Raw genomic sequence first — 13337 nt, forward strand, 5'->3', positions numbered from 1 at the left:
ATAAGTAAACTTGCGCTAACTACTCCCCAAACGCCGCAATGATAACGCCGAATGTCACGCTTTCCAACAAAAAAAACTTTGTCCAATCGAAATAAAATTCCTATTAAAAATCAGAAAGAAATATAAAAAGAAAGGAATTGATTCAACCACGTGAACTTTTGTTATGAGGTGTAAAGAGCAGCAAGTGACTCAAGATGATACATTTAGGAGTCAGAGCGTTGTCTTTGAGAACATCGACACAAAAAAGGAGCATAACTGCTCCTTTTCTAACTTCCGTGTTATTAGCAATTCAAAAGCCGCTCAAAGGTACAAAGTAAACTAACGTTGACCAAATTGCGACCCAAGCAACCACCACTGCCGTATCTGTCCAATCTTTATTCCACATACTACCACCCTCATCATCGCATGTAGCAATTGAAGGACAGCAAAATCGATACCAATATCTACTATCTGTGTTGCTGTGTATAAAGTTTGTGACTTTGATTCAAGCAGTTTGGCTCATCGGTCAGAAGTTCAATAAAACAGTCTGCCATGGATAAGTTGGTTACAAGCCCCTCGCCTTTCATCTCCAGTAGAGCATCGTAACCTTCTTTCCCTTTCATGGTATAAGCGGAGGAAGTGCCTCGATACCAGGTGTCGTCTTGAACGTCGACCCATTGTTGACCATCAAAAATTGCTAATGACTGAATTCTTTCACCTTTAGGGGCATCAGCTCGGTACTCAAAGTTTAAATTGTAAGTGTATGGATAACTGCCAGAGCCAGTACCTTCCACATCATTGTTGAGTGCATTGTTTATGGCGCCTTCAAGTGCTCGGCGAATAGCACTGCCTTTTACGTCGTAAAAGCCGATCGGAACGGCAAAAGGCAACAACCGTCCGGCAATATCTGCCACTGTGATATTGCCAGGATTCAATGATGTTCGCACGCCACCCGCATTATGAATCGCAAATTGAACCTCATGCCCGCGTTTATTTAGGCTGTACAAAAATGAACGCGCAACAGAAGAAGCCAGCTCGCTCTCACCAAACTCATCTGGGATTCGCACATGACGCTTTTTGGTGTCAATACTAGCAATGACTTGTGACTGTAACTGTCTTACCCGAGGGATGTATTTATCACTTAGGATCGCTTGAGTCTCTGGGTGTTTCTTACAGACCACCACATTAGGTTGACCATGGATAAAGTCACATGCGGTTTCGAATACGCCTTGGTCAAGCTGTTGATTTAGTGTCGAGTCCCAAAAAATACGTCGGCCAAGTAAAAGTTCATTTTGACCACTCAGCATGGTTGCTTTGCCGTTTTCATCAAATTCAATGACGCAGTGCCCCATGGTCAAAGCATGAAAGCCCGCTTGCACAACGTAGGTATCTTTTACTTTGACACCATAAGGGTCATCTTGCCCTAAACCTATTGATGAGAAATCGCCTTGCAGTCGGTGGCTATGTCCACCAACAATAATACCAATCCCCTCAACTTGTTCAGCCAACTCTAAATCACCTTCATAACCTAAGTGGCTCAGAAGAATGATATTTTTAATACCAGAGGAGTGAATTTGTTTTACGGTCGCCTTAGCGGTTTCAATTGCAGACTTAAATGGCGTATCTGCATCTGGGTTCGCGATATCGCTCATTTTATCAATGGATAATCCGAAAATCGCAACCTGCTCACCATGAAACTCTTTGACGATGTATTGTGCGCTTTGTGTCTCCGTTTGATAACTATACACATTGTTGCTATCGCTCACTCGGTGAGGCTTTTGAAGCGATTCATTTGATAGATCCCAGTTACCAGCAAGCAATGGAAACTGAGTGCGTTGACAGAATAAGGCAACAGGTTCATTACCCATATCCAGTTCATGGTTGCCTAACGCCATCGCATCAATCTTTAACGCATTCAACAAATCGGCGTTGGCTTTACCTTTAAATAATGAGAAATAAAGTGTGCCTTGGAAACAGTCTCCAGCATGGAGAAATAACATCCCATGCCCTTGACGTTGCGCGTCGTCTCGTAGCTGCTCTACTCGGGTTGCGATGCGAGAAAACCCGCCAGCACTCACGTATGGCTCTAGCGTGAGTTCATTGTTGATCTTAAGCTTTAACTGTAATGACGTTGGCTCAAAGTAGGAATGTGTGTCATTGATGTGTGCCAGTTTGATTCTCACTGGCTTATGATTGTTATTCATCTTCATCTTCTCTCTTTTCATTCCTTATAATAATAAGAAGTGAATCATGACAGAATCATGAATTTTATGAAACTGTGATTTTTTGATTTCATGTTTAAGTGATCACGATGCTATCTACACTACTTTTGAAAGCAAGCGTCGCTTGTTGCGGTCTCTATTCAGTAAGGGGCTCTCGTAATTTTGTGAACTGAGCTTAACTCCAATATTTCGAATTAATATATGCTTAGGAGTAGCAAAATAACTCTCTATAATTCAAATAATTGCAAGGAGGATTGAGATGAGACTAGAACGCATCGAAATCTCCGGGTTTAGAGGCATCAAACGCCTTTCACTCTCTTTTGACGAACTCACTACGCTCATCGGTGAGAACACGTGGGGCAAATCATCATTGCTCGATGCCCTTTCTATCGCGCTACCTGCTAATGGCTCATTATATCAATTCGAACTAAAAGATTTTCACGTTGATTACTCAATTTCTCATCCACAAACCCAACACTTGCAGATCATTGTTTGCTTTAAAGCACAAGACAAGAACGAAGTAAAAGCTGGGCGTTATCGACGGATAAAACCTGCATGGTGCACAAACGAGGATGGTGAGCAGGTCATTTACTATCGAATTAGTGCGTCTCGCGACGAGTATGATATTAAAACTGAATACGCATTTTTGGATCATAACGGCAAGCCGAAGAAACTGCACCACTCTGAGAAGCTCGCTGTAGAGTTGATGACTCTTCACCCTGTTATCCGCCTACGAGACTCCCGACGCTTCCCAGATTTAAACCACGTCAACGGCGACAGCAAAAATGCTCGGATTGAAAAACGAATCAACAACACCTGCCGACGGCTATTGGCGATGCCTGGGCACGTAAACAAGGGTGAGATTCGCAGTAGTCTCGATTCAATGCAAACACTTGTCGAACACTATTTTGCGTTCCGCAGCGTCAGCAAAGGTAACCCACGAAAACCTCGTGATGGTCTTTTTTATACAAGCCCTTCCTCTGATAAAGGATTAAGTCAATTCCTTAAGGAAACAAATGATAAACAGAGCCGCTTGCTTTTAATGGGGCTTCTCAATGCTTACCTTCAAGCAAAAGGCCCTACCGATTTAAGACGCTGCGCAAGACCGATATTGATTATCGAGGACCCAGAAGGCCGACTACACCCAACTCATCTCGCTAGAGCGTGGTCATTATTGCAGTTGTTGCCAATGCAAAAGATTTTAACTACCAACAGCGGTACGTTACTTGGCTCGGTTCCACTTTATTCAATCCGGCGTTTGATTCGCTTGTCAGACCGAACCATTGCCAAGAGCTTAAACTCTGCCAAGTTTGGTAGAGATGAGTTACGCCGAATTGGTTTCCACATTCGTTTTCATCGCTCAGGGGCGTTGTTTGCACGGTGTTGGTTACTCGTAGAGGGCGAAACTGAAGTTTGGTTATTTCATGAACTGGCTCGTCAATGCGGATATGACTTAGCTGCGGAAGGAGTTCAAATCGTTGAATTTGCACAATCAGGACTGAAGTCACTGATCAAAGTAGCAAAAGAGTTCGGTATCGACTGGCATGTTGTTACCGATGGTGACCCGGCAGGTAAAAAGTACGCGCATGCCGTGAGAGCGCAACTCGATCATGATCAGGAAAGGCATAGACTTACAGAGTTACCTGATCGAGATATCGAACATTTTCTATATAATCATGGGTTTGAACTTTTCTTTAAGGACATCATCAAAGTTCCTCATGATCACCCTATCCCAGCTAAAAAAGTCGTAAACCGTGTTTTGAAAAAGCATGCAAAACCGGACTTAGCTTTGGCCATTGTATCTCACTGTGAAGAGAGAGGTATGGAGTGCATTCCTGTACTTCTGCGTTGGACACTTAAGCGCGTTGTCACCATGGCAAACGGCAATACATGAGTTAGAGTATTTCACACTCACACCTTGCCTTGTAATACAAAAAAAGCACACCAAATTGGTGTGCTTGTATCAAACATCATTAATTTTGATTAAAGGTATTGAGAGGGATAAAACTCAATACACAGTGGATACAAATAAGATCGGGGGTTCACTACTGTGCTTGCTCAGCAAGCGTAGAAGAAGTAGTGCTTGATTTCGTATGCAACCAAAGTCCAGTCGCTTTCATTAGATAACCAAACACACCACCTAGCAGCAAAGATGGAATGACAAGTTGCCAGTTTCCATCAGCGGCAAATGTTGCGCAGGAACCAATAAAAGTGCCTGGAATGTACGCGAGCCAAGCCTGTTTCGCTTGAATACACATGAAAAATGCCACAATAGCGGTAATCACATAACCGATAATTTCCAAACCAACGTAAGTTGAACCGTGGATAATTACCATTGCCCAGAATACACCCGTCATATTAGTGATTAAGCTGATACCAAGTCCTTTCAATCCGCTAGTTGGCGCAGCAAAGTAGCTCGTGCAACCTAAAAAACCAGCCCAAGAAAGCAAACCTAAAGAAATGGCGATCCAACCCCATACGCCAGATAAAATTCCAGTAGTGATAGAGATAGCTAAAAGTGTCGTCATGGTAGTCGTACCTGCTTGGCTATTGTCGTACTCATATGGCTCAATAACTGCCTTCATACATTGAAATCAAGGACACATGTTAGATACATCACTCTTGTTTATCGGTGACAATGATCACAATAAGGTTATAACAATTTCATGACTTGCACTAAAAGTTTGACGCAACCGATAAATCAACAGATTTAGGGAATGAGTATTTCTAGTGCTAGGTAAAAAGGATGTGTGTTGGATAGTTCCAATAGGTCACTCCAGCAAGCTTTAACGAGACTAGGAAGCTAATATCGGCGTGCAGAATCATGGATCACCAAGTGAGTGCATAAAAGCTCCTGAATCACGCTTGTTCTTCGAAGTTCAGTATACTGTACATAGAAATATGCCACTCCCAATTAAGCGAGTGGCATTGCTGTACTTCTAGAGCTTATTTGAGTGGTAACTTACAATACCGAAGGCTTACCTTTCATCATTCGCAGACCTTCTCGTTTAATGCAGTCGACTAGTGGGTTTTCTGCCATATCAGCTCGCCATATAAATGACAGTGTCCTTTCCATTTTTAGCTCGGGCACATTTAACGCAACAAGATGACCCGCTTCTATATATCGCTCTACATCTAAATACGGTAAACAAGTAAGGTACTGGCCGTTAGCAACTAAGCTGCGTAACACCGGAACGTGCTCGTACTCTCGCCACACATCCAAATCTTCAATTAGATGATGAATAGAGCTATCAAATGTTTTTCGTGTGCCAGAGCCATGCTCTCTCAACACCCACTTCGCTTGTTCTAACTGCGCGAGGCTTACAGATTGATTGCGAGCAAAAGGATGATGAGATGCAGCGACAACAGTAAGATGGTCTCGGCACCAGACTTCTTGGTGCAAACGGTTATCGTCACAACGCCCCTCGATGATCCCTAAGTCATATTTATAATCTAATACGCCATCAATAACCCCTTTTGTACTCTGCACACCAAGGGAAATACGCATTTCTGGAAAGTCATTATCAATGATACTGATAAGGTCTGGAACCAGATGCTCTGCCGGAGTTTGACTCGCGCCCATGCGAATCTCACCGCTTAACAAATGTTGCTCATAAAAGCCCATTTCAATCTGCAGTGCGTCTTGTAATAAGCGTTTTGCTTTTGGTCGTAACCACATACCCCAATGGGTTAACGCCATTTGCTTGCCCTGCCTCTCAAATAAAGGCCTGCCAAGCATTTTTTCTAATTGCGCAAGCGACATACTTGTCGCTGATTGTGTCAAAGCCAGTTTCTCTGCGGCCTGGCTTACACTGCCGGTATCTGCAACTGCGTCAAAAACCGCTAATTGCTTAAGTGAGTAGCGCAAAGTGTCCTCCATTATTGGTGAGTATTTTTCATACCCTCACAATCGTTAAAAACATGCCCCAATAAGCAATAGAGTTCATTTTACCTAGCCGCATAAAGTTATCAATTAATTTGATGAGGTTTCTAAATATTATCAATTTTACCTACCAAACCCTTCTCCTTATTCTGACTGTGCGGTTCGGGAACACCGCAAGCCTCAATGACTTTGAGACTGAAGTCATTGAGGCTTCTAAATAAAAACAACAATTTCATTTTTGAGTTAATAACCAAGGAATTTTTATGCGATTACAAATTAAGGAGTCAATATGGCGGTGACCAGCTCTCAAAATCACCAGTACTTTTCTCCAAAAGAAATGATGGCTGAAGCGGAAAAATTTGCGTTAAGTAAAGCAAACAAAACCAGCAGTATGACACTGAGTCTTGCCATCATGGCGGGCGCGTTCATTGGATTGGCGTTCTTGTTTTACATCACGGTGACTACTGGCAGCGCTGGCGCTGGTTGGGGCTTAAGCCGTCTTGCTGGCGGATTAGCATTTAGTATGGGCTTGATCCTCATCGTGATCTGCGGTGGTGAACTATTTACCAGCTCAGTTCTTTCCAGTATCTCATGGGCCAATAAGCAAATCTCGTTCGGAAAAATGCTTTCTATTTGGGGCAAGGTTTACGTTGGCAATTTCATTGGTGCAATGTTCCTACTTGCGCTAGTTACTGCAGCTGGTCTTTATCAAATGGATAGCGGTCAATGGGGGTTAAATGCGCTTAACATCGCGCAGCACAAGCTTCATCACACTCTCATTCAGGCGTTTGCGCTCGGTATCCTTTGTAACCTATTGGTCTGCCTCGCGATTTGGTTAACGTTTAGCTCTGCAAATGCAATGACAAAAGCAGCAATGACAATCATGCCTGTGGCCATGTTTGTCAGCAGTGGCTTTGAACACTGTGTCGCGAACATGTTTATGGTTCCACTTGGCATTGTTATCGCGAACTTTGCACCTGAGTCTTTTTGGGCCTCCGTCGGTGTGCCCGCTTCACAGTACGCAGACTTAAATATTGGGCACTTTATTACCGCTAACTTAATTCCTGTCACGCTTGGCAACATCGTCGGCGGAGCGGTTTTAGTTGGTCTTGCAAACTGGTGTATTTTTCGCCGACCAGAACTAAAAGCAGCGAATATATCTTCTATCACAACGACTACAACACTCTCGTCAGTTAAGGATTTCACCATGAAAAACGCATCTTTTGTTAAAGATATTATGAACCCAAAACCAGTTACCATCAGTGCAGAAACACCGATAGCAATCGCACTGGATGTGCTACTTGATAACAACGTAACTAGCGCACCTGTTGTAGACGTACAAAATCGATTGGTTGGTTTCTTCTCTGCTCACGATGTGATGGTAGAACTATGGTGTGAGGACTACATTCCGGTGAAAGACCAAAAAGTCGTCGACATCATGAGCCGCGATGTGGTCGCAATTGATGCTGGTGATCGTCTCGTTGATGTTGTCGAATTCCTATGTATCGATAAAGAGCAGTTGTACCCAACGAGCAGCATGGGCATCGCCACTCGCATGACGTCTCTATCTTTAGAAGAACGCGCAAAAAGCATCAAAGTGAGCAAGCCACAAGTACTTCCTGTACTTGAAAATGGCCAGATGGTCGGTGTTGTTACTCGTACTGAAGTATTAAAAGCACTACGCCCGATTTTTGGTGAGCGTTTAAACCTAGTAGAAAAAAACGAGTTAGAAACAGCGTAATTCATTAAACGCTTGCAACGTCTGTTGGCTTTCAATCGCTGTCACTGACTGGCTTGCCAATGTTGTCGATTGTGATTGAGGTAATAAAAAAGCGCTCTTCCGTTGAAGAGCGCTTTTACTGTATCTAAAAGAAGTTCGTTACTTCTTAACGCCTTCGATATGAAGTTCCATATCAACATAGCTTGAAGCACCCATTACTGGGATATCAAAGTCAGCAAGCTCGAGGCGAGTGTTACCAACGAAGCCAGCGCGCTCACCACCCCATGGGTCACTACCTGCGCCAACAAATTCAGCTTCGATAGTAATAGGCTTAGTAACACCGTGTAGCGTTAGATCACCAGTTACATCTAGCTTGCCATTGCCTTTATCAACCACTTTTGTGCTTTTAAAGGTCGCTTCGCTGTATTTACCAGCATCAATGAAGTCACCACTACGAATGTGCTTGTCACGTTCAGCGTGGTTGGAGTCTAAGCTAGTTGTATCAACAACAACATTCACTTTTGAATCAGCAATGTTGTTCTCATCAAAAGAAAAGTCACCAGAAAATGTATTGAAACGACCTTTGATGAAGCTGTAACCCAAGTGACTAACTTTAAAGTTAATTGAAGCGTGAGCACCTTTGGTATCGATGACATAATCTGCAGCTTGCGCACCAAATGGTAGTGCCATAGCGATAGCTAATCCTGTAGCGAAGAGTGACTTTTTCATTTTGAAGCTCCTAACATTTTTCTTAATGTGTTGTCTTTATCGATAAAGTGGTGTTTTAGCGCAGCAATAGCGTGCAAACCTGCTATCAGGATGACGGCCCAAGCTGCGTAGAAGTGAATTTCACCCGCTATGTCTGATTGTCCTGGGAATAACTCTCCCGCTCCTGGCACGGTAAACCAATTAAACACTTCGATACCGCGTCCATCAGACGTTGAAATGAGGTAACCTGAAACAAAGATGGTGACCAATAGTAGGTACATAACACCATGAGCTGCTTTAGCAGCAAGCACTTCGTAAGGTTTGCCTTCTACCTTTGGTGACGCCGTAACATGTTTCCATACAATGCGTGCCAAAGTTAAAATAGCGAGTAAAATACCGACAGAGCGATGGTAATGTGGCGCAGTTCGATACCATTCGCTGTAATAGCTAAGGTCGACCATCCACAAACCCACTGCAAATAGACCAATAATGCACAGCGCAGATAACCAGTGCATCACGCGTGCAGTAAGGTTGTAATTCTTTACCAGTGTATCCATCTCAAGTTCCTAGATATATTCCTAAGTTAATGTTGAGCAAGAAACACTACATTAACCTATTTACGTCATATGAAACAGATTATTTACCATCATTTACATCCAGCCAATGGCACCGTATCTATCAAGTTGTTCGAATTTTTTGAAGGAACTTTAAATCGTTTATAAAACTGAAACTTACAGCTTAACTTCTTGTTCTATCTCATACAGCTCTTCGGACACTTCTAACATTCTACGTTCAACCAGTGATTTTGCATCTTCCACCCCCTTGTTGTAATAAATTGGCCCTAGTTTTTCTGTAATGAAATCAATAAGAAATTCACTATCGAACTGGCCAATCTCAACATCTAGCTCGTCCTGCATATAATCTTGAATGGCGGTTGCCAGCGTTTCTTTTTGTGCACGTTCTAACTTTATCATCTTTGCCCTTTTTCAGAATTTTGTTCTATGTGTGCTTCTATCGTCTTGCTCTCTTAAAGAGTAGGCGCGATCATTTGTGAGAAATTTGGTGTTTAGATCAAGAAGTTGCCGAAGTAAATTAGTCTATTCTCAAAAGACTATGCTAACCTTTTGCAGTTCGTTTTGTTAATTATTAAGGGATATTCTTTGCTACTCGACCTAGTGATTCAAAGTGTTAATGATTTTCAAGACGACTGTCTTAAGCTGTGTGAAAAGCATTACCCTGCGGTACATAACCAAGGCATGAGTGAGCATCATCTTGGTCTCGCGTTTTCAAGAAGAATGGAACACACTTTCCGTCACTTCGGATACAACAGCGTGGTAAAACCAATTGAAGTTTTAAATACTCCGGACCTGCCTCATCACTACCGTATTTCATCTGAAATAGGCACGGTTTGGGTCCTGAGTCACCATATGGTCAGTGCGGGAAAATCTTGTCGAGAGAACTTACTCTCATCAATTACGGAATGGCAAAGCGAATACGGTTATGCGCTGCAACCGAATGATCTACTCTTTTTAGTTTGTGATCACTGGATCAGTCGCAGCAAAACGAGCCGAGAGTTGCTTCATTGGTGGATGGGAGAACTGCCCGATCAGATCAACGAATACACGGAGCAAGGCATCACGCTGTACACCAGCGAATCGCAGCTCACGCAATCGTTAGACACTCGATTTGGCATTAGCCCTTGTTACATTAAGTTTGGTCATCCTTTGCGTCGCTCGAACAAACAACAGTTGGTCAGAAAATACTTACAACTGTATGCAGTACTACAATGGTAACATCAAATTGCAATAGGAAGATTGTCAGTCATTTCATCAATTTGTTTGATATCACTCGACAAATCTAATCATGTCTTACCATCGTTCTTGCTTGAGTTCATGAGCCCACTTAGATTCACTGCCAATGAAATAAAAAGTTAGCGCGATAGCGCTGATGTAGAAGCATTGACTTAGGTTGTTGTAACAATGATGAGCACCTCGCAACTCCTTAGTTGCATCCGCAAACAAGCCGACGGGCAATACATTGCGAAATACACAAAGCTCACTCTTCGAAGTGTCTTTCAACCTATATATAAAAAAGATATTTCTATCGTTGGACTTGAGGCACTAGTAAGAATTACCAATGCTAATGGTACCATGATCAGGCCAGATCAGTTTTTCCAATCAAAAACCATTGCCGCTCAAGACCTACTCAATGTCGAACGCTTAAGTCGCCTAATTCATATCAAAAACTTTGCCCAATCTCACTTTCACAATAAACAACTGTTTCTTAATGTATTACCAGAAGCAGCAAAAATACTAGCCAGAGACATCACGTACAATAGGCTGCTAAAACAAACCATTTATCAATCTCATTTAGTAAATGAACAAATCGTCATGGAGTTGCTTGAGTTGAACGTAGAAGACGAGTTCTCTTTGTCGCAAGCAGCTCGTGAATTAAGCCAAGGCGGGTTTAAATTGGCGATCGACGATTATGGCGTCAATGCATCGACAATTGAACGAGTGAAAGGCGTTCGTCCGGACATAATAAAAATGGATCGCTCGTTAATGCTGAGATACGAAAATGGTGACTGGAAAGCTCTAGTCGATGCATTATCACTAGCAAGAACGTTGCATTCTAAAACCGTTATCGAAGGAATTGAAACCGAGCATCAACTTAACTTAATGAAAAAACTCGGTTTCGATATGTATCAAGGATACCTACTCGCTATCCCGCAAACGTTAGACGTTTATGAAGAGGCAAAAACAGCCTGACTATGTAAGAACAAAAGTTTGTGCGGTTTAGCGAGAGTTACGTGATTTACCACGGTTCTTATGAATCGCTAATTTTGCTTTTAGCTTACGCTTCTCTGATGAACGGCTTCGACGGCGTCCATTACCATTTTTCTCAGGCTCGACTTCTTCTATAAGGCTTGGCTCGAAGCCTGCCAACCATTCTTGCGGTAGGCGTTGATCAAGCAAATTCTCGATAGCATGCAATAAATATTCTTCTTCCCGACTCATTAGAGAGATAGCTAAACCTGACTTTCCTGCACGGCCAGTACGGCCTATACGGTGGACATAATCTTCGGCTTTAAATGGCATATCAAAGTTCACCACTTGCTCTAACTCTTGAATATCCAGTCCTCGTGCAGCTACATCTGTCGCAATCAACGCACGCACCTTACCTTGTTTGAACTCATCCAACGCTCTTTGACGCGCACCCTGTGACTTATCCCCGTTAATTGAAACCGCTTTTATGCCATCTAACTTAAGCTCTTTTGCTAGCTCATCGCTACCTTGCTTAGTTTTTGTAAATACAAGCACTTGCTGCCAATTGCGCGAGCCAATCAAGTACGCCAATAATTCACGTTTACGCTTTTTGTCTACTGGATAAACCATCTGTTTTACCGTTTCAGCCGTCGTGTTTGCTGGTGACACTTCAACTTCAACCGGCGATTCCATGAGTTTGTACGCAATAGTCTTGATTCGCTTTTCAAATGTCGCAGAGAACAACAGGATCTGTTTTTCGGCGGGTAAACGTCGGAAGATGCGTTGCAAGTCAGGCCAGAATCCCATATCTAACATACGGTCGGCTTCGTCTAGAACGAGCATACTGGTTTTGGAGATGTTTACGTTGCCATTAAACAGATGATCCAAAAGGCGGCCTGGTGTTACAATCAAAATATCAACGCCCTCTTCTAACTTCCTCTTTTGTACGCCAATGCTTGTACCACCATAAACACACACAATGCGAAGTTCGGTTTGTGCAGAGTACTGATTCAAATTATCAAATACCTGCTGCGCAAGCTCGCGTGTTGGAACCAAAACCAATGCTTGAGGCGTACCGTTGAGTTTCTTTTGCTGAACGGTTTGTATAATAGGTAAACCAAACGCAGCTGTTTTCCCCGTACCAGTTTGTGCAGCAGCAAGTAAGTTCTTTCCTTCAAGGACATGTGGAATAGACTTTTCTTGCACTGGTGTTGGTGTCACGATATTTAGATTGCTTAGCGTCTCGATTAGCTTTTGTTCAATGCCTAAGTCAGCAAAATTAACAGACATGTGTAACCTCATTATTTTTGGAGCGCAGAGTTTACCAGAGCCCCAATAGCCATACTACTTTTCTATCTCATTGGGCTGAATCAATAAGATGTTGCTGAAAATCATACGACTGGCGTAAAACGTCTCGATAGAGTGTCGAGAACTTCTCTTCCAATTCTGTGTAATCACTCTCAATCACTTTAAATGTTGTAGTAAGGTCAGCCATTCTCGGGCTTCTTTGCGACATTCGATGTAATGCAAATTCGATATTATCCAGGTCTTGGTATGACTGAAGCCATCGACCGTGCCACATCCGGCTGTGGAGCACCAAAAAACGCGATGGCAAATGTTCATCAACGTCACGGTTTACCCGCTCGTATGCCGAGTCGACAAAGTGTTCGAGAGATACGGCATAAAAGTCGTTCCAGTGTTTTGCGAGACAATGGTCCCAGAACATATCGAGAGCGATAGGGGCAAAGCGCCGCGCAGTACCTTTGAAGTGAGGTTTGCATTCGTTAACAATAGGATGGTGATCGGTAATGCGGTCAACAAATCTATGTAATTTAATGCCGTTCGAGATATCACGTTCATACAGCTTGCTTGGATCTCCTTTTACGAAGTCTCCAAGCAAGTTTCCCAATAAATGGCTGTTACAGTGGTCTGCGATATGCAGGTGGGCTAGAAAGTTCATCCGACGCCAGTTTTGGCCTTTAAGGCTTGGTGTGACATGAACTTAGTATAACGTCAATTACGACGAGATGAGAGTGTTCCGCTATTCGGCTTCGTTGTCT

12 protein-coding genes are annotated in these 13337 nt (G+C 42.9%); 4 read left to right on the top strand and 8 right to left on the bottom strand.

Annotated features, from left to right (window positions below):
* Window positions 1–446: 446 nt before the first annotated feature.
* Complete coding sequence (locus ACWYVB_RS03925) at window positions 447–2189, bottom strand: bifunctional metallophosphatase/5'-nucleotidase (RefSeq protein ID WP_317410505.1); 1743 nt, start codon at window positions 2187–2189, stop codon at window positions 447–449.
* A gap of 271 nt (window positions 2190–2460) precedes the next feature.
* Here ACWYVB_RS03925 and ACWYVB_RS03930 point away from each other — a divergent pair, with 271 nt between their 5' ends.
* Window positions 2461–4095, top strand: coding sequence for an ATP-dependent endonuclease (locus ACWYVB_RS03930; RefSeq protein ID WP_012842315.1), 1635 nt, complete (start codon window positions 2461–2463; stop codon window positions 4093–4095).
* A gap of 151 nt (window positions 4096–4246) precedes the next feature.
* Here the strand turns inward: ACWYVB_RS03930 and ACWYVB_RS03935 are convergent, their stop codons facing one another.
* Together ACWYVB_RS03935 and ACWYVB_RS03940 are read right to left on the bottom strand one after the other, a co-directional pair.
* Window positions 4247–4729, bottom strand: a complete 483-nt coding sequence (locus ACWYVB_RS03935) for a DUF1097 domain-containing protein (RefSeq protein WP_005395520.1) — start codon at window positions 4727–4729, stop codon at window positions 4247–4249.
* Window positions 4730–5163: 434 nt separating this feature from the next.
* Window positions 5164–6069 (bottom strand): LysR substrate-binding domain-containing protein, encoded by a 906-nt coding sequence (locus ACWYVB_RS03940; protein ID WP_005395522.1) that lies wholly within the window; start codon window positions 6067–6069, stop codon window positions 5164–5166.
* A gap of 304 nt (window positions 6070–6373) precedes the next feature.
* On the opposite strand from ACWYVB_RS03940, the gene focA reads away from it, so the two are divergent.
* Complete coding sequence (focA, locus tag ACWYVB_RS03945) at window positions 6374–7825, top strand: formate transporter FocA (RefSeq protein ID WP_012842317.1); 1452 nt, start codon at window positions 6374–6376, stop codon at window positions 7823–7825.
* A gap of 138 nt (window positions 7826–7963) precedes the next feature.
* Here the strand turns inward: focA and ACWYVB_RS03950 are convergent, their stop codons facing one another.
* The 3 genes from ACWYVB_RS03950 to ACWYVB_RS03960 all read right to left on the bottom strand — a co-directional run bounded on the left by ACWYVB_RS03950 (window position 7964) and on the right by ACWYVB_RS03960 (window position 9486).
* Window positions 7964–8533, bottom strand: a complete 570-nt coding sequence (locus tag ACWYVB_RS03950) for a YceI family protein (protein WP_005395526.1) — start codon at window positions 8531–8533, stop codon at window positions 7964–7966.
* Complete coding sequence (locus tag ACWYVB_RS03955) at window positions 8530–9069, bottom strand: cytochrome b (RefSeq protein ID WP_012842319.1); 540 nt, start codon at window positions 9067–9069, stop codon at window positions 8530–8532. The genes ACWYVB_RS03950 and ACWYVB_RS03955 overlap by 4 nt, the downstream gene beginning before the upstream one ends.
* Before the next feature lie 174 nt (window positions 9070–9243).
* The gene (locus ACWYVB_RS03960; RefSeq protein WP_005395529.1) at window positions 9244–9486 is read right to left on the bottom strand and encodes a DUF2164 domain-containing protein; all 243 of its coding nucleotides are present in this window, start codon (window positions 9484–9486) and stop codon (window positions 9244–9246) included.
* Between the two features lie 186 nt (window positions 9487–9672).
* On the opposite strand from ACWYVB_RS03960, the gene ACWYVB_RS03965 reads away from it, so the two are divergent.
* Window positions 9673–10305 carry a hypothetical protein gene (locus tag ACWYVB_RS03965; protein ID WP_005395531.1) on the top strand — a complete coding sequence of 211 codons (633 nt, stop codon included), beginning with the start codon at window positions 9673–9675 and terminating at the stop codon, window positions 10303–10305.
* 186 nt (window positions 10306–10491) lie between these two features.
* Complete coding sequence (locus ACWYVB_RS03970) at window positions 10492–11280, top strand: EAL domain-containing protein (RefSeq protein WP_301568089.1); 789 nt, start codon at window positions 10492–10494, stop codon at window positions 11278–11280.
* A 27-nt stretch (window positions 11281–11307) separates the two neighbouring features.
* Here the strand turns inward: ACWYVB_RS03970 and ACWYVB_RS03975 are convergent, their stop codons facing one another.
* Together ACWYVB_RS03975 and ACWYVB_RS03980 are read right to left on the bottom strand one after the other, a co-directional pair.
* Window positions 11308–12567: a DEAD/DEAH box helicase gene (locus ACWYVB_RS03975; protein WP_457528050.1), complete on the bottom strand. Its 1260-nt coding sequence runs from the start codon at window positions 12565–12567 to the stop codon at window positions 11308–11310.
* 67 nt (window positions 12568–12634) lie between these two features.
* Window positions 12635–13237 carry an acyl carrier protein phosphodiesterase gene (locus ACWYVB_RS03980; protein ID WP_170892703.1) on the bottom strand — a complete coding sequence of 201 codons (603 nt, stop codon included), beginning with the start codon at window positions 13235–13237 and terminating at the stop codon, window positions 12635–12637.
* Between the last annotated feature and the right edge of the window lie 100 nt (window positions 13238–13337).

Source organism: Vibrio sp. JZG10 (genome assembly GCF_054064075.1).

What these genes read in the sequence shown, in the direction of transcription:
- ACWYVB_RS03960 (WP_005395529.1), bottom strand. Translation starts at nt 9,486, where the DNA reads ATGATAAAGTTAGAACGTGCACAAAAAGAAACGCTGGCAACCGCCATT.
- ACWYVB_RS03955 (WP_012842319.1), bottom strand. Translation starts at nt 9,069, where the DNA reads ATGGATACACTGGTAAAGAATTACAACCTTACTGCACGCGTGATGCAC.
- ACWYVB_RS03925 (WP_317410505.1), bottom strand. Translation starts at nt 2,189, where the DNA reads ATGAAGATGAATAACAATCATAAGCCAGTGAGAATCAAACTGGCACAC.
- ACWYVB_RS03935 (WP_005395520.1), bottom strand. Translation starts at nt 4,729, where the DNA reads ATGACGACACTTTTAGCTATCTCTATCACTACTGGAATTTTATCTGGC.
- ACWYVB_RS03950 (WP_005395526.1), bottom strand. Translation starts at nt 8,533, where the DNA reads ATGAAAAAGTCACTCTTCGCTACAGGATTAGCTATCGCTATGGCACTA.
- ACWYVB_RS03975 (WP_457528050.1), bottom strand. Translation starts at nt 12,567, where the DNA reads ATGTCTGTTAATTTTGCTGACTTAGGCATTGAACAAAAGCTAATCGAG.
- ACWYVB_RS03970 (WP_301568089.1), top strand. Translation starts at nt 10,492, where the DNA reads ATGATGAGCACCTCGCAACTCCTTAGTTGCATCCGCAAACAAGCCGAC.
- ACWYVB_RS03980 (WP_170892703.1), bottom strand. Translation starts at nt 13,237, where the DNA reads ATGAACTTTCTAGCCCACCTGCATATCGCAGACCACTGTAACAGCCAT.
- focA (WP_012842317.1), top strand. Translation starts at nt 6,374, where the DNA reads ATGGCGGTGACCAGCTCTCAAAATCACCAGTACTTTTCTCCAAAAGAA.
- ACWYVB_RS03930 (WP_012842315.1), top strand. Translation starts at nt 2,461, where the DNA reads ATGAGACTAGAACGCATCGAAATCTCCGGGTTTAGAGGCATCAAACGC.